Here is a 21,783-nt window from a genome sequence, read left to right as displayed (position 1 = left end):
GGCGGCTGAAGTCAGCTGAAAGTCCGTTTTCATGGGGGGCGAGCAGGTAACGCGTTGTGTCAGGGCTTCGGATCGGCCTTGGCCACGGTGACCCACCACGGCGTGTGCTGCTCGATCTGCACCGGCAGGGTCGGGAGCAGGGCGCTCAACGCTTTGTCGGTATCGTGCAGCGGGAAGCTGCCGGTGATGCGCAGGTCGGCCACTTCCGGCGCAATGCCCAGGTGGCCGCGACGATAGCGGCCGAGTTCGTGCACCAGGTCTTCCAGACGCGCGTTGTCCACCACCAGCATGCCGCGCGTCCAGGCATCGGCGCCGGGGTTGAGCGCCACCACCGAATCCAGACCGTTGTTGCGGATCAGCACTTGCTGGCCTTCACGCAGGATCTGTTCCTGCGGATCGGATTGCGGATGCGCCGCGACGGCAGACTGCAGCACGCTCAGGCGCGTGCCCTGTTCTTCGCGTTTGACCAGAAACCGCGTACCCAGCGCACGCATGCGGCCTTCGCGGGTTTCGACGATGAACGGTCGCGCATCGCCATGGCCGGTCTCGATAAGGATTTCGCCTTCCTGCAACACCACCAGGCGCTGCTTTTCATCGAACCGCACATCCATGGCGCTGTGGGTGTTGAGATTGACCACGGTGCCGTCTGCCAGCCGCACGGTGCGTTGTTCACCGGTAGCGGTACGTTGGTCGGCGAGCCAGTAATCCAGCGGCAGATAGTGTTCTGCGGCAAACAGCGACAGGCCGATCACCGCGACAACACTGGCCAGACCACTGCCAAGCTTGCGTACACGCCGGCGAATGCCTTCGCGCGATTGCAGCAACGCGGCGCGGGCCGGACCGCTGGCCACGCTGAAACGCTGGTCGAGCATGCCCAACTGGCGCCAGGCGCGAGCGTGTTCTTCGTTGGCGGCGTGCCATTTGGCGAATTCTTCGCGCTCCAGTGGCGTGCTGGAATCGAGGGTCAATTGCCATGCAATTGCCGCGTCCAGCACATGAGCCGGCACCGGTCTGGAACTGGCCGGATTCATGTTGGTTCACCGTACAAGGCGATGTAGCACTGGCGAATACCCTGAGCCAGATACTGGCGCACCCGCGGCACCGACACGCCGAGTTTGTCGGCGATCTCGGCATGGGTCAGGCCATCGAGACGGTTATAGAGGAAAGCGGCGCGGGCCTTGGTCGACAGCTTGCCGAGCAGGCGGTCGATGGCTTTGAGGTCTTCGAGAATCAGTTGCTGCTCTTCGACCGACGGCTGTTCGCCTTCGGGAATCAGCATCAGTTCGGCGAGATAGGCCTGCTCCAGCGCGGCGCGACGGAAGTAGTCGAACAGCAGACCCTTGGCGATGGCCACCAGAAAGGCCCGGGGTTCGCGAGGTGTCAGCAGTTCCTCGCGGCCGAGCAGGCGCACGAAAGTGTCCTGGCTCAGGTCTTCGGCGCGTTGCGGGCAGGCCACGTTGCGCCGCAGCCAGGCCAGCAGCCAGCCGCGATGGTCGCGATACAACGCACCGACGAGCTCACTGTGAGGGCTTTGGGCTGACGACACGAAGACACCGACTGGGAAATGTTAACCAACGAGAATTGTTCGCGATTGTGGCAGAGGTGGGAATGGTTAGCAATTGGCCACCGGTCGGGTTGTCGGGCGACAACCCGGGGCTCAGAACGAATGTGTCTGCTGGCGGCGCTTCCACTGGCTCAGGCGTTGTTGCAAATTCAGTGGGCTGTGAATCTGCTGCTGCCGTGCCCGGCTGAACAGAATCAACGCCAGCTCTGCCGTGGCCAGTGCGTCGGCGCTGGCGTGGTGGCGCTCGAACACTTCGAGCCTGAACCAGTTGATCCACTCATCCAGACCCGCCTCGCGAATGTGAGCCTGCGGGCAAACCAGCGGTGCAATGTCGGCGACATCGAGAAACACCTGCTGCAACTTGTGGCCCAAGTGTTCCTTCACGGCCCGGCCCAGCATGTGTTGATCGAACGGCGCGTGGAATGCCAGCACCGGACTGTCGCCAATAAACTCCAGCAGTTCGAGCAATGCCTCGGCCGGCTCGCTGCCGGCGGCAATCGCATTCGGCCCCAAGCCATGGATCAACACGCTGGGGCTGACCTTGAGTTCACGACATTGCAGCGTGCGCTCGAACTGCTGGCTGAAGTCGATGGCGCCGTCCTCGATCACCACCGCGCCAATCGACAGCACCCGATCCTTGTTCAGGTTGAGCCCGGTAGTTTCCAGATCCAGCACCACCCAGCGCTGTTCACGCAGGCTGCATTCGCTCAGTTCGCCGATTGCCGGCAGTTTCGTCAGGCGTTGTTGCAGATCGTCCGGCAATACCGGGCTGGCCGGACGCAGCCACGAGAACAGGCTCATAGCTGATACCGCAGGGTCAGGCTGCTTTGCAGGCGTTGGGCCTGGCGCAGGGATTCACGCAGGATGCGCCGGTCCAGATGATTGAGGCTGTCGGGATCGACCCGGTTGGAATACGGCAGGTTTTCCCGGGTCTGGAGCTGATGCTGCTGCATGCGCGTCTGCTGGATAAAGTGATAAGCCTCTTCGTATGCAGCGCCGTCCAGTCGGTCGATGACTTCTTTCTCCACCAACTGGCGGAAACGTTCGAGGGTGTTGTTCGCATCGATGCCGTTGGCCAGTGCCAACAGACGTGCGCCATCGACAAACGGCGTCAGGCCCTGGATCTTCAGGTCCAGCGTGGCTTTCTCGCCGTTCTTTTTCGTCAGCACAAATTCACGGAAACGCCCCACCGGAGGGCGGTTGCGCAGGGCGTTCTCGGCCATCATCCGCTGGAACAGTCGATTGTCGCCGACCTGATCGAGAATGCCCCGGCGCAATTGCTCGCAACCCTGTTCATCGCCCCAGACCACCCGCAGGTCGAAATAGATGCTGGAGCCCAGCAGGTTCTCCGGCGTTGCCTCGCGAATGAACGCGGCAAAGCGCCGGGCCCATTCTGCACGGGACAAACACAGCTGCGGATTGCCGGCCATGACGTTGCCCTTGCACAGGGTGAAGCCGCATTGCGCCAGGCTGTTATTGATCTGCTGGGCGATGGGCAGCAACTTGCCGCGAATCTCGGCGGCATGGGCCGCATCCCGGGCTTCGAACAGAATGCCGTTGTCCTGATCGGTGTGCAGGGTCTGCTCGCGCCGGCCTTCGCTGCCGAAGCACAGCCAACTGAACGGCACACCGGGGTCGCCTTTCTCGGCGAGGGTCAGTTCGATCACCCGGCACACGGTGTGATCGTTGAGCAGGGTGATGATGTGAGTGATCTGTGTCGAAGAGGCGCCGTGAGCAAGCATGCGCTCCACCAGTTGGCCGATCTCGCCGCGCAGGGTCACCAGTTGTTCAACCCGCTGGGCGCTGCGGATGGTCCGCGCCAGGTGCACCAGATCGACCCGTTGCAGCGAGAACAGATCACGCTCGGAAACCACGCCGCACAAGCGCTGATCTTTGACCAGGCAGACGTGGGCGATATGCCGCTCGGTCATGGCGATCGCCGCGTCGAAGGCGCTGTGATCCGGCGACAGATAAAACGGTGAGGGCGTCATGTGGCGTTCGATGGGTTCGTTGAAATCGCCGACACCTTCCGCCACCACATGCCGCAGGTCGCGCAGGGTGAAAATCCCCAGCGGCGCCTTGTGTTCATCCACTGCGACGATGCTGCCGACCTGTTGTTCGTGCATCAGCTTCACCGCTTCGCGCAACGGCGTGTTCGGGCTGCAGGTTACCGGATGGCGCATGGCCAATTCGCCGAGGCGGGTGTTCAGCGAATATTGGGTGCCGAGGGTTTCCACGGCTTTCTGCTGGACTTGCTGGTTGACCTGATCGAGCAGGCTGCTGACCCCGCGCAGGGCGAAGTCGCGGAAGGTGTTGGAGAGGGCGAACAGCTTGATGAACGCCAGTTTGTTCAGTTGCAGGCAGAAGGTGTCTTCGCCGGCCAGGTGTTCGGTGCGGGTCGCCCGTTCGCCAAGCAGCGCGGCAAGGGGGAAGCACTCGCCGGTGGTGATTTCAAACGTGGTTTCGGTGCCGCCCTTGGCCGTATGCGGGCGCTCGCCGACCACTCGGCCCTGCTTGACGATATAGAAGTGTTCGACCGGCCCGTCGGCGGGTTTGATGATGCTCTCGCCCTGACCGTAGAAACGCAGCTGGCATTGCTCCACCAGATAGGCGAGGTGGGCGTGTTCCATCTGATTGAAAGGGGGGAAGCGCTGGAGGAATTGCAATGTGCCCTGAATGTTCTGCAACACCGCGGTTTTCCCTGCCTGGGTGAAGGCGTCCGCTTTACTCATAACCATTACCGCAGTCTTTTTCGAATTGTTGTTATTGGATCGTTGCAGCCATGGTCGACCCCGGCGCGCAGGGTGCCCATTGGACGTAAGTCTAGGTTTGGCATGCCGTTGGGTAGTTTTCGGATATGCCCTACACAAACAGTCGGAAATTCTCGGGTTCGCCCCTTGGAAAAAAATCCGACGAAGTGCACATTGAAGCTCTGCCCAGCGATGTCTGACCACTGTGCCAGGGGATCGATTTTGAAAACGTAGAGAACGCCATGTCCGACCACGATATTTTGAGCGACGCCGAGCGGGAAGCGCTCAGCGCCGTCATGCTGGAACCCGACCTGCCGCCGCAGCGGGTACTGATCGTTGATGACGACAAGGACGCCCGCGAGTTGCTGTCGGAGATCCTCGGGCTGGATGGCATTCGTTGCATGACCGCGGCCAGTGGCGAGTCCGCGCTGAAGATGATCGAGGAAAAACCTTCCATCGGCCTGGTGATCACCGATCTGCGGATGGGGCATGTCGACGGGCTGGACCTGATTCGTCAGGTGCGAGAGTCGGCGCGGGCGGCGATGCCGATCATCATTGTGTCCGGCGATGCCGATGTGAAGGATGCGATTGCGGCAATGCATTTGAGCGTGGTGGACTTTTTGCTCAAGCCGATTGATACCGCCAAATTGCTTGGACTGGTCAGGCATGAGTTGGGGATTGAAGCGTAATGTCCGTTTGTCTGCTTTTAGCCCGAACTGTCAGATCTGACAGTAGGCGAGATCAGGTAAGGAGTGTTCACTGGTTTTGAGAGCGCTGGCGTGTGGTTGGCGTTCCAGCACCTATGAACAGGGAGGCACCATGAGTAATGCTAAGAATCAGGTCGGAGCAAATATTAGTTACACCCTGGATGGCACAAAACACTCGTTCTCCACAAAAAGAGTCTCAGGTTCAACACAATATGTGTTGGTTTTTTCTGAGGAACCTCAGCCCAAGACTGTCTCCTTCCAATTCCCTACGGACAAAGTGCCCAAGGGTAAAAATACTTACCCTTTGAAGAATCTTCCAGGCGTTCTGTTTGCTTTTACCATTCGTGATGAATACAGAATCGCCCAATCAGGCGATTTGGAACTCGAAGTAGAAGTGGTCGATAATGAGTATTACGTAATTACTGGGACGATCATTAAAGGTAAGCTGAGCAACGGTATAAAAGATCTCGATTTGGAAGGCCGTTTTTCTTACACGTTTCCCTAGCAATATTTCGCTTAATAAAAAGCCCTGATCAAAAGATCAGGGCTTTTTCATGTCCGGCATTCGCGCAGGTTACAGGCCGTTGGCAGCCTTGAACTCGCGACGACGACGGTGCAGGACCGGCTCGGTGTAGCCGTTCGGCTGCTTGGTGCCTTCGATCACCAGTTCGACCGCCGCCTGGAAGGCGATGTTGCTGTCGAAGTTCGGTGCCAGCGGACGGTACAGCGGGTCGTTGGCGTTCTGACGGTCCACCACCGGCGCCATGCGCTTGAGGCTTTCCATCACTTGCGCTTCGGTCACGATGCCGTGGCGCAGCCAGTTGGCGATGTGCTGGCTGGAGATACGCAGCGTTGCACGGTCTTCCATCAGGCCGACGTCGTTGATGTCCGGCACTTTCGAGCAACCCACGCCCTGGTCGATCCAGCGCACCACGTAACCGAGAATGCCCTGGGCGTTGTTGTCCAGTTCGTTCTTGATTTGCTCCGGCGTCCAGTTCGGGTTGACCGCCAGCGGGATGGTCAGAATGTCATCGACCGAAGCACGGGCACGTTTGGCCAGCTCGGCCTGACGGGCGAACACGTCGACCTTGTGGTAGTGCAGCGCGTGCAGCGCAGCGGCGGTCGGCGATGGAACCCATGCGGTGTTGGCACCGGCCAGCGGGTGAGCGATTTTCTGTTCGAGCATCGCCGCCATCAGGTCGGGCATCGCCCACATGCCTTTACCGATTTGCGCACGACCCTGCAGGCCGGTGCTCAGACCGATATCGACGTTCCAGTTCTCGTAGGCGCCAATCCACTTCTCGGCCTTCATGTCAGCCTTGCGCACCATCGGGCCGGCTTCCATGGAGGTGTGGATTTCGTCGCCGGTGCGGTCGAGGAAACCGGTGTTGATGAACACCACGCGCTCGCTGGCCGCCTGGATGCAGGCCTTGAGGTTGACCGTGGTGCGGCGTTCCTCGTCCATGATCCCGACTTTCAGGGTGTTGCGCTTGAGGCCCAGCACGTCTTCGATGCGACCGAACAGTTCGTTGGTGAACGCCGCTTCTTCCGGGCCGTGCATCTTCGGTTTGACGATGTAGACCGAACCGGTGCGGGTGTTCTTGCGCGAGGTGTTGCCGCTCAGGTTGTGCATCGCCGCGAGGCAAGTCACCAGACCGTCGAGGATGCCTTCCGGCACTTCGTTGCCATGCTTGTCGAGGATCGCATCGATAGTCATCAGGTGACCGACGTTACGCACGAACAGCAGCGAGCGGCCGTGCAGAGTCAGTTCGCTGCCGTCGACCTTGGTGTAGGTGCGGTCCGGGTTCATGGTGCGGGTGAAGGTCTGGCCGCCCTTGGAAACGGATTCCGCCAGGTCGCCTTTCATCAGGCCCAGCCAGTTGCGGTAGATCACAACCTTGTCGTCGGCATCGACGGCGGCCACGGAGTCTTCGCAGTCCATGATGGTGGTCAGCGCCGCTTCCATCAGGATGTCTTTGACGCCGGCTGCGTCGGTCTGGCCGACCGGGGTGCTGGCGTCGATCTGGATTTCGAAATGCAGACCGTTGTTCTTCAGCAGGATCGCGATCGGCGCATTGGCGTCGCCCTGGAAACCGATCAGTTGTGCATCGTTGCGCAGGCCGCTGTTGCTGCCACCCTTGAGGGTGACGACCAGTTTGCCGTCAGCGATCTTGTAGCCGGTAGAGTCGACGTGGGAGCCGGCCGCCAGTGGCGCTGCTTCGTCGAGGAATGCACGGGCGAAGGCGATGACTTTGTCGCCGCGCACCTTGTTGTAGCCTTTGCCTTTTTCCGCGCCGCCGGCTTCGCTGATGGCGTCGGTGCCATACAGGGCGTCGTACAGCGAACCCCAGCGGGCGTTCGAGGCGTTGAGGGCGAAGCGGGCGTTCATCACCGGAACCACGAGTTGCGGGCCGGCGGTACGGGCGATTTCGTCATCGACGTTTTGCGTCGTTGCCTGGAAATCAGCCGCTTCTGGCAGCAGATAACCGATCTCTTGCAGGAAGGCTTTGTAGGCCACGGCGTCGTGCGGCTGACCGGCACGGGTCTGGTGCCAGCCATCGATACGGGCCTGGAAGTCATCGCGTTTGGCGAGTAGGGCTTTGTTCTTCGGCGCCAGGTCGTGAATGACCTTGTCGGCACCTTCCCAGAATTTGTCGGCGGTGAGGCCGGTACCGGGAATGGCTTCGTTGTTCACGAAGTCGAACAGGACTTTGGCGACCTGCAGGCCACCGACTTGAACGTGTTCAGTCATTGCTTGCCTCACTCTGCTCAGCTATTTCGCTTTTCAGCTCTTCAATTTAACAATGAAGCCTCTGGCCATTTAAACCACAAACCCCTCGACCAGTACATGCCATCGCTGGCGGCTGGGCTGGGACCAATCAACGGCTTGGGGGCCTTGCTGACGGGGCTTTCAGGGTTGCGAACGTGCCTTGGGCAGACATCGATCCAACGTTATGTAGTGCGCGCTGCGGCATACTACATGATGACTTGCGGTTGTGAAAATCAGACTAATTACGTCGTTCTGCGACCCCATGACGCATTGCGGTCACGGCGCGGAACGGGATGTTCTCAAAAAACCAATGGATTGTTCCAGCTAAATATCAAAAGTTGTACACATAAATACTATGTGTCTGCTATGGCCCCTCGTTTGCCGTCATCACGGCAGTGCCGGCCGGCTTGCCTATACTTGCTTTTCTATAACAAAAGTCATGACAAGAGGGCTGCGCCATGGATCACCTCGTACTCACCGTCTTCGCGCCGGACAAGCCCGGGCAGGTCGAGCGCATCGCCCAATGCATCGCCGAGCACGGCGGCAACTGGCTGGAAAGCCGCATGTCGCGAATGGCCGGGCAGTTCGCCGGGATTCTGCGAGTCGGTGTGCCGGCGGAGGCTTACGACGAATTAGTCGATGCCTTACAAGCGCTGTCGGCGCAGGGTATCCGCGTGCTGGTGGCCGAAAGCGGCATCGAGCAGGCGTGCACCTGGAAGCCGATTGCCATGGAACTGGTGGGGAATGATCGTCCGGGCATCGTGCGCGACATCACCCGGTTGCTGAGCGAGCAGGGCGTCAACCTCGAACGGCTGGTGACCGAGGTGCGTCCTGCGCCGATGAGCAGCGAGCCGCTGTTCCACGCCGAAGCCATTCTGGCGGTGCCCCTGACTCTTTCACTGGACGTGCTGCAATCGCGCCTGGAAACCCTGGCCGATGACTTGATGGTGGAGCTGGTGCTGCGCACCGACCTGTGAAGACGGATCGGGTTATCCAGTTTAAACGTGCACCTGCCTGTGGATAACCTGTAGAGACTGCCTTCCAGGCCACGTCCGCCGTGACTTTGCGTGGATTGATCAAAAAACCGCCAGCATTCAGTGACTTGCGCACAAACGGCGGGGATCACGCTGTGGATAACCTTGGGAAGGAACGATACAGGCCACGAGAACCGTGGCCTGTGGAGGTTTGTGCGTTTTTTGATCAGCTGCGCCGACGCAGACTTATCCACGCATCGACGCTGTACACCGCCAGACCAGCCCAGATAAACATGAAGGCGATCAGCGTGCTGGACGACAAATGCTCGCCGAACAGCAGCACGGCTTGCAGCAGCACCAGGGTCGGCGCCAGGTATTGCAGGAAACCGAGGGTGGTGTAAGGCAGGTGTCGGGCCGCCGCGTTGAAGCACACTAGCGGCACCAGCGTCACCGGACCGGCCGCCACCAGCCACCAGGCTTCGGAGGTGGTCCAGAACGCGGCCTGTGCACTGGTGGCGGTCGGATTGAACAGCAGCCACGCGAGGGCGATCGGCACCAGCATCCAGGTTTCCACCACCAGCCCCGGCAATGCCTTGACCGGCGCCTGCTTGCGGATCAGCCCGTAGAAACCGAAGGTCAGTGCCAGCACCAGCGACACCCACGGCAGACTGCCGACCTGCCACACCTGCTGCGCCACACCAACCGCTGCCAGACCGACCGCCAGCCACTGCATGCGGCGCAGGCGTTCGCCGAGGATCAGCATGCCCAGCAGCACGTTCACCAGCGGGTTGATGTAGTAACCGAGGCTCGCTTCCAGCATCCGCCCGTTGTTCACCGACCAGACGTAAGTCAGCCAGTTGGCCGCGATCAAGGTACCGCTCAGGGCAAGAATCGCCAGGCGTTTTGGATTGTCGCGCAGCTCCTGCCACCAGCCCGGATGCTTCCAGACCAGCAACAGCAGCCCGCCGAACAGTGCCGACCACAGCACCCGGTGGATGATGATCTCCACCGCCGGGACTTCGGCGATGGCTTTGAAGTAGAGCGGGAACAGTCCCCAGATGATGTAGGCACTCAGGCCCAGAATGTACCCGCGACGCGGGTTGGCGGCATGCATGCAGAATCCTTGCTTAGGCAGCTAACAAAGCAGCGATTGTACGGGCAGTTGTATAGACGTGTCGTGTCAGAAAAGCTTCAACGGCTCTTCATTCAACGCCGACAGTTGCTCACGCAACGCCAGCACCTGATCGCCCCAATACCGTTCGCTGCCGAACCACGGAAAACTGCGAGGAAACGCCGGATCGTCCCAGCGTCGCGCCAGCCAGGCGCTGTAGTGCATCAGGCGCAGGGCGCGCAGCGGTTCGATCAGCGCCAGCTCCCGCGGGTCGAAATCGTGGAATTCGTTGTAGCCGTCCATCAATTCCGACAGTTGTCCGAGACAATCCTGACGGTCGCCGGCGAGCATCATCCAGATGTCCTGCACCGCCGGGCCCATGCGGCAGTCGTCGAGGTCGACGATGTGGAACATCTCGTCGCGGCACATCATGTTGCCGGGGTGGCAGTCGCCGTGCATGCGAATGTTCTGGTGCGGCGTGGCGGCGTAAACGTCTTCCACACGCTTGAGCAGGTCGCGGGCGACAGACTCGTAGGCCGGCAGCAGACTTTTCGGAATGAAGTTGCCTTCCAGCAGAGTGGTCAGCGACGCGTGGCCGAAGTTCTGCACGGCCAGCGCTTCGCGGTGTTCGAATGGTTTGGTTTCGCCAACCGCGTGCATGCGCCCGAGCAACTGGCCGAGGCGATACAACTGATCGAGATTGCCCGGCTCCGGCGCCCGGCCACCGCGACGGGGAAACAGGGTGAAACGGAAACCGGCGTGTTCGTGCAGGGTCTGGCCGTTGTGGACCAGTGGCGCCACCACCGGGATCTCGACGTCGGCCAGTTCGAAGGTGAACTGGTGTTCTTCGAGAATTGCTTCGTTGGTCCAGCGCTGCGGGCGATAGAACTTGGCGATCAGCGGCTCGGAGTCTTCGATGCCGACCTGATAGACGCGGTTTTCGTAGCTGTTGAGCGCCAGAATGCGCGCGTCGCTCAGAAATCCGATGCTTTCGACGGCATCGAGCACGAGGTCTGGGGTGAGGGTTTCAAACGGGTGGGCCATGCTGACTCCTGCGCGCGGCAGGCTGCCGCGTCCGGCCCAGCATGGTAGCGCAGATGGCAGCGGGTTAGTTGGTCGGTGTCTGATCGGGTCTTCGCGAGCAGGCTCGCTCCCACATTTGGAATGCAATCCCCTGTGGGAGCGAGCTTGCTCGCGATGAGGCCCAATCAGGCGCCGACGATCCCGCCATCCTCACGGGTAATCGCCATCACCGAAGAGCGCGGCTTGCCGTTTGGCAAATGCTCGGGGAAGGTCGAACCGCCGTTCTCGCCCGGGTGCTGAATCCCGACGAACAGGGTTTTCTGGTCCGGCGAGAAACTGATCCCGGTGACTTCACAGCCGATCGGCCCGACCATGAAGCGGCGAATCTCGCCGGTCTTGGGGTCGGCGCAGAGCATCTGGTTGTTGCCCATCCCGGCAAAGTCTCCGGCGTTGCTCGAATCACCGTCGGTGAGAATCCACAACCGTCCGGCCTTGTCGAAACCGAGGCCGTCCGGGCTGTTGAACATGTTCTGCGGAGTGATGTTCGACGAGCCGCCCTTCGGCGTCCCGGCGTGTACGCTCGGGTTGCCGGCCACCACGAACAGATCCCAGCCGAAAGTCTTCGAACCGTGATCGTCGCGGTCGGTACGCCAGCGCAGAATCTGCCCGTAGACGTTCTTCTCGCGCGGGTTCGGCCCGCCCACCGGTTGACCGTCTTCACCGCGCTTGGCGTTGTTGGTCAGGGTGCAATAGACCTGGCCGTCCTTCGGGCTGACCACGATCCATTCCGGGCGGTCCATGCGCGTGGCGCCGACCACACTGGCGGCGAGTCGCGCATGAATCAGCACTTCAGCCTGATCGGCAAAACCGCTGCTGGCGTCGATACCGTTTTTGCCGTGGGTCAGTTCGATCCACTGGCCCTGACCTTTCGGGTGGTCGGGATTGCCGTCGCCAGCGTCGAACTTCGCCACGTACAGGGTGCCGTGATCGAGGATGTCGCGGTTGGCTTTGGCGTTGCGGTGGTTGATGCGATCGCGGCTGACGAATTTGTAAATGAACTCGCCACGTTCGTCGTCGCCCATGTACACCACGGCGCGACCGTCGTCGGTTTCGGCCAGGGCGGCGTTTTCATGTTTGAAGCGACCGAGGGCGGTGCGTTTGACCGGCGTCGATTGTGGGTCGAACGGGTCGATCTCCACCACCCAGCCGTGACGGTTCAGCTCGTTCGGGTTCTTCGCCATGTCGAAGCGCGGATCGAACGGATGCCAGTTGATCTCGCGGCTGGCGGCTGTCACGCCGTAGCGTTTCTGCGCCGAGTCGAACTGCTGCTGGGCGTTGCTGCTGCCGAAGCAGTCGGTGAAGTTCTCTTCGCAGGTCAGGTAAGTGCCCCACGGGGTCTTGCCGTTGGCGCAGTTCTGGAAGGTGCCGAGGACTTTCTTGCCGTGCTTGTCGGCGCTGGTTTTCATCAATTCATGACCAGCCGCCGGACCGCTGATGCGCAGCGGCGAGTTGCCGTGGATGCGCCGGTTGTAGCGCGAGCCCTGGACGAACTGCCACTGACCGTTCTTGCGTGCCACTTCGATCACCGACACACCTTCGCAGGCCAGGGCCTTGCGCACGTCTTCCGCCGACTGTGGCAGGCCGCCGTGGGGGTAGAGGTAGCGGTAGTTGGTGTATTCGTTGTTGATCGCCATCAGCGCGCGATTTTTGTCATCCGGGAAGGCGAACAGGCTCATGCCGTCGTTGTTGTCGCCGAACTGCACTTCCTGTGCAGCCGCGGTGCCGTTGCCGCTCGGGTCGAAGGCCGGGCCGTTCTTGTGCAGGGGCTGGCCCCAGCTGATCAGCACCGACGACTTGTAGCCCTTGGGCAAGCTGATGACGTCGGTCGTGGCGGCCGGAATACTGTCGAAGCCCAGCAGGCGGCTGTTGCCGGCGCTGACACCGGTGGCCAGGGCGCTGCGGCTCAACAGACTGCCACCGAGAAACATCGCCGCGCCGCACAGTGCGCCGGCACCGATGAAACCACGACGGCTCATGCCGACCATTTTTTCCAGGTCAGTGGATTGGTTTTCTTCTAATAGGCTCACATCAGGCTCCCTGCTTGGTTTTGGCAGCCACCTTAATGAGAGGCGATGAAGCTTTTGTTGCAGGGATCCGGGCTAGAGCGGTGTGCCGATCAGCACATTGGACGGCGAGAACTGCACTTGTACCGGTTGGTCGACGGTCAGTTTATGGGTGCGCAGGTGCAGCGGCTCAGCCAGGGCGCAGAGTGTCTGGCCATTGGGCAGGGCGATGCGCACTTCGCTGGGGCCGTCTTCGGCATCGAGAATGGCTTCGAGGGTACCGCTCAGAAGATTGTGACCGGATGTTGCAGGCTGATCGCGACCCAGCAATTCGAGCCAACCCGCCTTGATCAGTGCCACCACTTCGGTGCCCGGTTGCAGTTCCAGATGCACGGTGCTGTCGTGGGTGATCTGTGCATCGATGCACAGGCCTTCGGCGAGTTCGAGACGGATCAGGTCATTGCGGCCCTGAGGCTCGATGCTGATGACTTTGCCGTGCAACTGATTGCGGGCGCTGGTCCGGAGCATCAAACGCCCCAGCAGATCCAGATCGCTGGCGTCTTCGGCAGCTTCCAGCACCTGCGCCTGCAAGGCTTGCAGCTTCTGGTAAAGACGCAGCACCCGTTCGCCTTCGCTGGACAGTTTCGCGCCACCGCCGCCCTTGCCGCCGACAGCCCGTTCGACCAAGGGTTTCTGCGCCAGATTGTTCAACTCATCGATGGCATCCCACGCCGCCTTGTAACTCAGGCCCGCGCTTTTCGCGGCGCGGGTGATCGAGCCCTGTTCGGCAATGTGTTGCAGCAGGGCGATGCGCTGCGGGCGGCGGACGATGTGCTGGGACAACAGGGAAGGCAAGGACATGTCGGGTGCTTTGTGCTGGGTTGATGGAGGAGGAAGTTGGCCGCTTGGCGCGTGTGAGTCAAGCCGCGTCGCCAGGTTTCGGTGTTCGGGCCAGGCAGTAGACGTCGACCCGCATGGCGCCAGCGTCCACCAGCAGCCGGGCCAGCGCCTGGGCGGTGGCGCCGGTGGTCAGCACATCATCTACCAAGGCCAGATGCCGACCTTGTATGTGAGCGTCTGGCAAAAGTTCGAAGGCATTGCGCAGATTGCGTTTGCGCGCCTTGGCGTCGAGTGCCTGCTGGGCGCTGGTGTCCTGAATACGGCGCAGGACATGTTCTTCGCAGGGCAGATCCAGTTGCTTGCCGAGCCACCGCGCCAGCATGGCTGCCTGATTGAATCCGCGCTGCCGCAGACGCTTGTTCGCCAACGGCACCGGTAACAAGGCGTCCGGGCGGGGCAGGCCTTCGTCGAAGCGATGTTGCAGGAATTGCCCGAGAACCTCGCCCAACAGGCGACCAAACGGCCATTTTGCATTGTGCTTGAACCGGGTGATCAGGCTGTCCACCGGGAAGCCGTAGGACCACGGCACTACCACCTGTTCGAAGGCGGGCGGATCTTTCAGGCAATCACCGCATGTCAGGCTTGCTGCGGGCAGCGGCAATGCGCAAGTCATGCATTGATCACCAAGCCAGGGCAGGTCGGTTTCGCAGGCTACGCAGAGCGGCGTTTCAGTTTCCGCCGGCTCATCGCAAATCAAACAGCGATGGTTATTATTTAACCAGATGTAAACCGGTCTATCTTGATGTGGTTGACAGTGCATGACTCTTCCTTAAATATGCCGAACATCCGTGTCGTGCCTGTGGGTATTCCGTTTCCACAGGCGCAAGCCAAGCATAACCAAGGAATCGCCCATGAGCGCCAGCACCACTGCCACCCTGCGTCACGACTGGACTTTGGCCGAAGTCAAAGCACTCTTCGTTCAGCCATTCAACGATTTGCTGTTCCAGGCGCAGACGGTGCACCGCGCGCATTTCGACGCCAATCGCGTCCAGGTTTCCACCCTGCTGTCGATCAAGACCGGCGCCTGCCCGGAAGATTGCAAATATTGTCCGCAGTCCGGTCACTACAACACCGGCCTGGAAAAAGAAAAGCTGATGGAAGTGCAGAAAGTCCTCGAAGAGGCTGCCCGCGCCAAGGCCATCGGCTCGACCCGTTTCTGCATGGGCGCGGCGTGGAAGCACCCGTCGGCCAAGGACATGCCGTACGTGTTGAAGATGGTCGAAGGCGTGAAGGCCATGGGCCTGGAAACCTGCATGACCCTCGGTCGTCTCGATCAGGATCAAACCGAGGCGCTGGCCAAGGCCGGCCTCGACTACTACAACCACAACCTCGACACCTCGCCGGAGTTCTACGGCAGCATCATCACCACTCGCACCTACAGCGAGCGTCTGCAGACTCTGGCCTACGTGCGTGATGCGGGCATGAAAATCTGCTCCGGCGGCATCCTCGGCATGGGTGAGTCCCTCGATGACCGCGCGAACCTGCTGATCCAGCTGGCCAATCTGCCGGAGCATCCGGAATCGGTGCCGATCAACATGCTGGTGAAAGTGGCCGGCACGCCGCTGGAAAACGCTGACGACGTCGATCCGTTCGACTTCATCCGCATGCTCGCCGTGGCGCGCATCCTCATGCCGCAATCCCACGTGCGCCTGTCCGCCGGCCGCGAGGCGATGAACGAGCAGATGCAGGCCCTGGCGTTCTTCGCCGGCGCCAACTCGATTTTCTACGGCGACAAACTGCTGACCACCGCCAACCCGCAGGCCGACAAGGACATGCAGCTGTTTGCACGTCTGGGCATTCAACCGGAAGCCCGTGAAGAACATGCCGACGAAGTGCATCAGGCCGCCATCGAGCAGGCGCTGGTGGAGCAGAAGAGCAGCGAGCAGTTCTACAACGCCGCTGTCTGACCGCCCGTTCTTCTCAGGCGCTGCCTCGGGCGGCGCCTGCTGATTCATTTGCCACCCGTGAGGCTTGCATGTCTTTCGATCTCGCCGCACGCCTTGCTGCCCGTCGTGCCGAAAATCTCTATCGCCAGCGACCGCTGCTTGAAAGCCCACAAGGGCCAGAAGTGGTGGTCGACGGTCAGCCGTTGCTGGCGTTCTGCAACAACGATTACCTGGGCCTGGCCAACCACCCGCAAGTGATCGAAGCCTGGCGCGCCGGTGCTTCGAAGTGGGGCGTCGGCGGCGGAGCTTCGCATCTGGTGATCGGCCACAGTGGCCCGCATCATGAGTTGGAGGAAGCCCTGGCCGACCTTACCGGACGGCCCCGCGCGCTGTTGTTCACCACCGGCTACATGGCCAACCTCGGCGCGGTCACGGCGCTGGTCGGGCAGGGCGACACGGTGCTGGAGGACCGGCTCAATCACGCGTCGTTGCTGGATGCCGGATTGTTGTCCGGTGCGCGCTTCAATCGCTATCTGCACAACGACGCCGATAGCCTCGCCAAGCGTCTGGAGAAAGCCACCGGCAATACGCTGGTGGTCACTGACGGTGTGTTTAGCATGGACGGCGATCTCGCCGACCTGCCGGCGCTGGCCCGGGAAGCCAAGGCCAAAGGCGCTTGGTTGATGGTCGATGACGCCCACGGTTTCGGCCCGCTGGGAGCGAACGGTGGCGGGATCGTCGAGCATTTCGGTTTGAGCCAGGAGGATGTGCCGGTGCTGGTCGGCACTCTTGGCAAAGCGTTCGGCACGGCGGGCGCGTTTGTTGCCGGCAGTGAAGAGTTGATCGAAAGCCTGATTCAGTTCGCCCGCCCGTACATCTACACCACCAGCCAGCCGCCGGCGCTGGCCTGCGCGACCCTGAAGAGCCTCGAGTTGCTGCGCAGCGAACACTGGCGTCGCGAACATTTGCAGACGTTGATCCGCCAGTTCCGCCACGGTGCCGAGCAGATCGGACTGGAACTGATGGACAGCTTTACGCCTATCCAGCCGATCATGATTGGCGATGCCGGCCGCGCCGTGCGCTTGTCGCAGATGCTGCGCGAGCGTGGGCTGATGGTCACCGCGATCCGTCCGCCGACCGTGCCTGCCGGCAGTGCGCGGCTGCGGGTCACCCTGACCGCCGCTCACAGCGAGGCGCAGGTGCAACTATTGTTAGAAGGACTGGCCGATTGCTTTGCCCAACTGAAGTCGGAGCCAAGCCATGCGTGATCGACTGATTCTGCTCCCCGGCTGGGGCCTGGGGGTTTCCCCACTGGAGCCGCTGGCGGCGGCGCTGCACGGGCTCGACGAACACCTGACGGTGGAAATCGAACCGTTGCCGGAGCTGGAGTCCAGCGATCCCGCTGACTGGCTCGACGAACTCGATGAGCGCATTCCCCAGGACGCCTGGCTCGGTGGCTGGTCGCTGGGCGGGATGCTGGCCACTGAGCTGGCGGCGCGGCGTGGCGAACATTGCTGCGGCTTGCTGACGCTGGCGAGCAATCCTTCTTTTGTTGCCCATGAACAATGGCCGAGCGCGATGCCGGCGGAAACCTTCGATGCGTTTCTGGCCGGTTGCAGTGCTGACCCGCGCCAGACCCTCAAACGTTTTTCTCTGCTGTGTGCTCAAGGTGCGCAAGACCCGCGCGGCGTGTCGCGGCTGTTGCTCGGCGGCGCGCCGAACACTTCGCCGGCGGCGCTGATGGCGGGGCTGGAGTTGTTGGCGCAGATCGATACGCGCAATGCCTTGCAGGTGTTTCGAGGTCCGCAATTGCATCTGTTTGCCGGGCTGGACGGGCTGGTGCCGGCGGAGGCTGCGGGCGAGCTGTTCGCGTTGCTGGCGGATGTCGAGGTCGGGCTGATCGAGCAGGCCAGTCATGCGTTTCTTCTGGAAGACCCCCACGGTGTGGCCGGTGCTATCCAGGCGTTTTTAAGTGAGTGTGGTGATGACTGATTTGTCTCTTGCTGCGCTGCCTGGCGGCTTGCCTGACAAGCGCCAGGTAGCGGCTTCCTTTTCTCGCGCAGCGGCCAGCTACGACAGCGTCGCCGAGTTGCAGCGTGATGTTGGTACGCAGTTGTTGAATCGCTTGCCGGTGGACTTTTTGCCGTCGCGCTGGCTGGATCTGGGTTGCGGCACCGGCTATTTCACCCGGGCGCTGGCCGAACGTTTTGCGGGTAACGAAGGGCTGGCGCTGGACATCGCCGAAGGCATGCTCAATCACGCCCGGCCGTTGGGCGGGGCCACGCACTTTATTGCCGGCGATGCCGAACGCTTGCCGTTGCAGGATTCGACCTGCGATCTGATCTTCTCCAGCCTCGCCGTGCAGTGGTGTGCAGACTTCGAATCGGTGCTCGGCGAAGTCTTTCGGGTGCTGAAACCGGGGGGGATTTTCGCGTTTGCTAGTCTTTGTGTAGGGACGCTGTATGAATTGCGCGACAGCTGGCGTCAGGTCGATGGCCTGGTGCACGTCAACCGCTTCCGCGAGTTCGCCCGCTACGAACAATTGTGCGCGGCCAGTGGTTTGCGCACGGTCAGTCTGGAGAATCGGCCGCATGTGCTGCATTACCCGGATGTGCGCAGCCTGACTCATGAACTCAAGGCCTTGGGCGCGCATAACCTGAACCCTGGCCGACCGGGGGGGCTGACCGGGCGGGCGCGGATTCTGGGGCTGGTCGAGGCTTACGAGCAGTTCCGTCAGCAACAAGGCTTGCCGGCGACTTATCAGGTGGTCTACGCCGTGTTGGAGAAACCCTTATGAGCGCAGCCTATTTCATCACCGGAACCGACACTGACGTCGGCAAGACGACTGTCGCCGCCGGGTTGCTGCATGCCGCAAGATCGGCAGGGTTGAGTACGGCGGCGGGTAAACCGGTGGCGTCCGGTTGTGTCGTGACACCCAAAGGCCTGCGCAACTCCGATGCTCTGGCATTGCAGGCCGAGTGCTCTTTGCCGCTGACTTATCAACAGGTCAATCCGGTAGCGTTCGAGCCGGCGATCGCACCGCATCTGGCGGCGCGAGAGGCAGGTGTGGCGCTCACCGTGCAATCGCTGCTGGGGCCGATGCGCGAGATTCTGGCCATGAACGCCGACTTCACGTTGATTGAAGGCGCGGGTGGCTGGCGGGTGCCGTTGGCGGATCAGGACAATCTTTCGGACCTGGCCATTGCGTTGCAGCTGCCGGTGATTCTGGTGGTGGGCGTTCGTCTGGGGTGTATCAGTCATGCATTGCTGACTGCTGAAGCGATTGCCCGTGACGGGCTGCAACTGGCCGGTTGGGTGGCGAACATCATTGATCCTAAGACTTCGCGGCTGGAGGAAAACCTCGCGACGCTGGCCGAACGGATTCCGGCGCCGTGCCTTGGGCGAGTGCCGAAACTCAAGGCTGTCAGCGCCGAGGCGGTCGCTGAGCATTTGCAACTGGATCTGCTCGAATGATTTTGGCTATGACAAGGCACTGTGCCATTAGTGTTTTTGACGGGTGTTTTTCTGACGCCTCTGGTTCAATGGCACCCATTGATCCTTCCCAAGGATGAGAGCTCCCATGGAAATCTCCGGAAACACAGCATTTTATGCAGGTCTGAGCACCATTCAGACCGGGCAGAACCGCGTCGATCAGGCCGCCAGCCAGATCGCCAACAACACCATCGAGCGTTCGGTCACCAGCCAGTCTTCCGAGGCCCAGATCGATCGCCTGCGCGGTATCGATCGCAGCCAGCAAATGGATCCGGGCAGCGCCATGGCCGAGATGGCCCAGGGCAAGTTTCAAGTGGAGCTGGGCACAAAAGTCGCCAAGGCATCCGATGAAATGCTCGGTACGATCATCGATACGTTCGCCTGATTTTCTGATCTGTGCTTTCCCAGACGCCGCGACTGTTCGCGGCGTTTTTCGTTGTAAGTCCTTCTCCCTCAACTAATCTTTTTTATTGCGCGTGGCTCGTTCGGGCGCATGTCGCGGTGCTGTGTCCGGCGTTTGAAAAATGTGATGACGAACGGCAAAAGATCGACGCTTGACAAGATTTCGGCGTAAACGTATGTTTCAAACAACTGTTTGACCGTCACAACAAATCAATGCGGTCGTTCATTCCCGGTTACATCAGCAGAGGTTTATCGCTATGCCTGACTACAAGGCCCCCTTGCGTGATATTCGCTTCGTTCGTGACGAACTGCTCGGCTACGAAGCGCACTATCAGAGCCTTCCAGCGTGCGCAGAGGCAACGCCGGACATGGTTGACGCCATTCTCGAAGAGGGCGCCAAGTTTTGTGAGCAGGTGCTGGCACCGCTGAACCGCGTGGGCGACATCGAAGGTTGCACCTGGAGCGAGTCCGGCGTGAAAACCCCGACTGGCTTCAAAGAGGCCTACAAGCAATTCGTCGAAGGCGGCTGGCCAAGCCTGGCCCATGACGTGGAGCACGGCGGTCAAGGCCTGCCTGAGTCGCTGGGCCTGGCTGTAAGCGAAATGGTCGGCGAAGCCAACTGGTCGTGGGGCATGTACCCGGGCCTGTCGCACGGCGCGATGAACACCATCTCCGAGCACGGCACCCCAGAGCAGCAGGAAGCCTATCTGACCAAACTGGTCTCCGGCGAATGGACCGGCACCATGTGCCTGACCGAGCCGCACTGCGGCACCGACCTGGGCATGCTGCGCACCAAGGCTGAACCTCAGGCCGACGGTTCCTACAAAGTTTCCGGCACCAAGATCTTCATCTCGGCCGGTGAACACGACATGGCCGACAACATCGTCCACATCGTACTGGCCCGCCTGCCGGACGCACCGGCCGGCACCAAAGGCATTTCCCTGTTCATCGTTCCGAAGTTCCTGCCGAACGCCGACGGCACCGTTGGCGCACGTAACGCGGTGAGCTGCGGTTCGCTGGAACACAAGATGGGCATCCACGGCAACGCCACTTGCGTGATGAACTTCGACGGCGCGACCGGTTTCCTGATCGGCCCGGCGAACAAAGGCCTGAACTGCATGTTCACCTTCATGAACACCGCACGTCTGGGTACCGCGCTGCAAGGTCTGGCCCACGCCGAAATCGGCTTCCAGGGTGGCCTGAAATACGCTCGCGATCGTCTGCAAATGCGCTCCCTGACTGGCCCGAAAGCGCCGGACAAAGCCGCTGACCCGATCATCGTGCACCCAGACGTGCGCCGCATGCTGTTGACCATGAAGGCATTCGCCGAAGGCAACCGCGCGATGGTGTACTTCACCGCCAAACAGGTCGACATCGTCAAATACGGCGTGGACGAAGAAGAGAAGAAGAAAGCCGACGCTCTGCTGGCCTTCATGACTCCGATCGCCAAGGCGTTCATGACCGAAGTCGGTTTCGAATCCGCCAACCACGGCGTGCAGATCTACGGCGGCCACGGTTTCATCGCCGAGTGGGGCATGGAGCAGAACGTTCGCGACAGCCGCATCTCGATGCTGTACGAAGGCACCACCGGCATCCAGGCACTCGACCTGCTGGGCCGTAAAGTGCTGATGACTCAAGGCGAGGCTCTGAAAGGCTTCACCAAGATCGTCCACAAGTTCTGCCAGAACAACGAAGGCAACGAAGCCGTCAAGGAATTCGTCGCCCCGTTGGCTGCACTGAACAAAGAGTGGGGCGAACTGACCATGAAGGTCGGTATGGCCGCCATGAAAGACCGCGAAGAAGTCGGCGCGGCCTCCGTGGACTACCTGATGTACTCCGGTTACGCCTGCCTGGCCTACTTCTGGGCCGACATGGCGCGTCTGGCTGCTGAAAAACTGGCTGCCGGCACCACCGACGAGGCGTTCTACACCGCCAAGCTGCAAACCGCGCGCTTCTACTTCCAGCGCATCCTGCCGCGTACCCGTACGCACGTGGCAACCATGCTGTCGGGTGCCAACAACCTGATGGACATGAAGGAAGAGAACTTCTCGCTGGGCTACTAAGCCTTAACGCGGTCGTTCTGAAAACCGCTGCTCCTTCGGGGGCAGCGGTTTTTTTGTGCCCGGATTTCCCCAATCCCG

20 protein-coding genes are annotated in these 21,783 nt (G+C 61.1%); 10 read left to right on the top strand and 10 right to left on the bottom strand.

Features of this window, described 5'->3' with window-relative positions; translation table 11 throughout:
* Window positions 1–59 precede the first annotated feature (59 nt).
* From CAG02_RS05010 to CAG02_RS04995, 4 genes are all read right to left on the bottom strand, one after another.
* Window positions 60–1,031 (bottom strand): FecR family protein, encoded by a 972-nt coding sequence (locus CAG02_RS05010; RefSeq protein ID WP_085709176.1) that lies wholly within the window; start codon window positions 1,029–1,031, stop codon window positions 60–62.
* Window positions 1,028–1,546: an RNA polymerase sigma factor gene (locus CAG02_RS05005; RefSeq protein WP_085709177.1), complete on the bottom strand. Its 519-nt coding sequence runs from the start codon at window positions 1,544–1,546 to the stop codon at window positions 1,028–1,030. The genes CAG02_RS05010 and CAG02_RS05005 overlap by 4 nt, the downstream gene beginning before the upstream one ends.
* Window positions 1,547–1,657: 111 nt before the next feature.
* On the bottom strand, window positions 1,658–2,365 hold the full coding sequence (locus CAG02_RS05000; protein WP_085709178.1) for a PolC-type DNA polymerase III: 708 nt from the start codon (window positions 2,363–2,365) through the stop codon (window positions 1,658–1,660).
* The gene (locus tag CAG02_RS04995) at window positions 2,362–4,302 is read right to left on the bottom strand and encodes a putative nucleotidyltransferase substrate binding domain-containing protein (protein ID WP_085709179.1); all 1,941 of its coding nucleotides are present in this window, start codon (window positions 4,300–4,302) and stop codon (window positions 2,362–2,364) included. Before CAG02_RS04995 ends, CAG02_RS05000 begins: the two co-directional genes overlap by 4 nt.
* A gap of 254 nt (window positions 4,303–4,556) precedes the next feature.
* Between CAG02_RS04995 and CAG02_RS04990 the strand changes: the two genes are divergently transcribed.
* Entirely contained in the window at window positions 4,557–5,003 is a 447-nt protein-coding gene (locus CAG02_RS04990) for a response regulator (RefSeq protein ID WP_085709180.1), read from the top strand.
* A gap of 130 nt (window positions 5,004–5,133) precedes the next feature.
* Entirely contained in the window at window positions 5,134–5,526 is a 393-nt protein-coding gene (locus CAG02_RS04985) for a hypothetical protein (protein WP_085709181.1), read from the top strand.
* A gap of 69 nt (window positions 5,527–5,595) precedes the next feature.
* Here CAG02_RS04985 and CAG02_RS04980 read toward each other — a convergent pair whose 3' ends face one another.
* Window positions 5,596–7,773 carry a malate synthase G gene (locus CAG02_RS04980; RefSeq protein WP_085709182.1) on the bottom strand — a complete coding sequence of 726 codons (2,178 nt, stop codon included), beginning with the start codon at window positions 7,771–7,773 and terminating at the stop codon, window positions 5,596–5,598.
* 476 nt (window positions 7,774–8,249) lie between these two features.
* On the opposite strand from CAG02_RS04980, the gene CAG02_RS04975 reads away from it, so the two are divergent.
* On the top strand, window positions 8,250–8,768 hold the full coding sequence (locus CAG02_RS04975) for a glycine cleavage system protein R (protein WP_011336250.1): 519 nt from the start codon (window positions 8,250–8,252) through the stop codon (window positions 8,766–8,768).
* A 223-nt stretch (window positions 8,769–8,991) separates the two neighbouring features.
* Here CAG02_RS04975 and rarD read toward each other — a convergent pair whose 3' ends face one another.
* From rarD to CAG02_RS04950, 5 genes are all read right to left on the bottom strand, one after another.
* The gene (gene rarD / locus CAG02_RS04970; RefSeq protein WP_085709183.1) at window positions 8,992–9,879 is read right to left on the bottom strand and encodes an EamA family transporter RarD; all 888 of its coding nucleotides are present in this window, start codon (window positions 9,877–9,879) and stop codon (window positions 8,992–8,994) included.
* Window positions 9,880–9,945: 66 nt separating this feature from the next.
* Complete coding sequence (locus CAG02_RS04965) at window positions 9,946–10,920, bottom strand: serine/threonine protein kinase (protein WP_085709184.1); 975 nt, start codon at window positions 10,918–10,920, stop codon at window positions 9,946–9,948.
* A 164-nt stretch (window positions 10,921–11,084) separates the two neighbouring features.
* Complete coding sequence (locus CAG02_RS04960; protein WP_085709185.1) at window positions 11,085–12,986, bottom strand: PhoX family phosphatase; 1,902 nt, start codon at window positions 12,984–12,986, stop codon at window positions 11,085–11,087.
* A 72-nt stretch (window positions 12,987–13,058) separates the two neighbouring features.
* On the bottom strand, window positions 13,059–13,823 hold the full coding sequence (locus CAG02_RS04955; RefSeq protein ID WP_085709186.1) for a TOBE domain-containing protein: 765 nt from the start codon (window positions 13,821–13,823) through the stop codon (window positions 13,059–13,061).
* A gap of 58 nt (window positions 13,824–13,881) precedes the next feature.
* Entirely contained in the window at window positions 13,882–14,622 is a 741-nt protein-coding gene (locus CAG02_RS04950; RefSeq protein ID WP_085709187.1) for a ComF family protein, read from the bottom strand.
* 91 nt (window positions 14,623–14,713) lie between these two features.
* Here CAG02_RS04950 and bioB point away from each other — a divergent pair, with 91 nt between their 5' ends.
* The 7 genes from bioB (at window position 14,714) to CAG02_RS04915 (ending at window position 21,705) form a co-directional block, all read left to right on the top strand.
* Complete coding sequence (gene bioB / locus CAG02_RS04945; protein WP_007959840.1) at window positions 14,714–15,769, top strand: biotin synthase BioB; 1,056 nt, start codon at window positions 14,714–14,716, stop codon at window positions 15,767–15,769.
* A gap of 68 nt (window positions 15,770–15,837) precedes the next feature.
* Window positions 15,838–17,016 (top strand): 8-amino-7-oxononanoate synthase, encoded by a 1,179-nt coding sequence (gene bioF / locus CAG02_RS04940; RefSeq protein ID WP_085709188.1) that lies wholly within the window; start codon window positions 15,838–15,840, stop codon window positions 17,014–17,016.
* Window positions 17,009–17,740 carry an alpha/beta fold hydrolase gene (locus tag CAG02_RS04935; protein ID WP_085709189.1) on the top strand — a complete coding sequence of 244 codons (732 nt, stop codon included), beginning with the start codon at window positions 17,009–17,011 and terminating at the stop codon, window positions 17,738–17,740. Before bioF ends, CAG02_RS04935 begins: the two co-directional genes overlap by 8 nt.
* A complete protein-coding gene (gene bioC / locus CAG02_RS04930; RefSeq protein ID WP_085709190.1) occupies window positions 17,733–18,545 on the top strand; it encodes a malonyl-ACP O-methyltransferase BioC in 813 nt (270 codons plus the stop codon). The genes CAG02_RS04935 and bioC overlap by 8 nt, the downstream gene beginning before the upstream one ends.
* Window positions 18,542–19,222, top strand: a complete 681-nt coding sequence (gene bioD / locus CAG02_RS04925) for a dethiobiotin synthase (protein ID WP_085709191.1) — start codon at window positions 18,542–18,544, stop codon at window positions 19,220–19,222. The genes bioC and bioD overlap by 4 nt, the downstream gene beginning before the upstream one ends.
* A 106-nt stretch (window positions 19,223–19,328) precedes the next feature.
* Window positions 19,329–19,625 (top strand): pyrroloquinoline quinone biosynthesis protein PqqE, encoded by a 297-nt coding sequence (locus CAG02_RS04920; protein WP_085709192.1) that lies wholly within the window; start codon window positions 19,329–19,331, stop codon window positions 19,623–19,625.
* 274 nt (window positions 19,626–19,899) lie between these two features.
* Window positions 19,900–21,705 carry a phenylacyl-CoA dehydrogenase gene (locus tag CAG02_RS04915; RefSeq protein WP_085709193.1) on the top strand — a complete coding sequence of 602 codons (1,806 nt, stop codon included), beginning with the start codon at window positions 19,900–19,902 and terminating at the stop codon, window positions 21,703–21,705.
* Window positions 21,706–21,783 lie beyond the last annotated feature (78 nt).

This window comes from Pseudomonas sp. R43(2017) (genome assembly GCF_002112345.1).
Lineage (GTDB): Bacteria > Pseudomonadota > Gammaproteobacteria > Pseudomonadales > Pseudomonadaceae > Aquipseudomonas > Aquipseudomonas kribbensis.
This window is presented reverse-complemented; position numbering and strand designations above follow the sequence as displayed.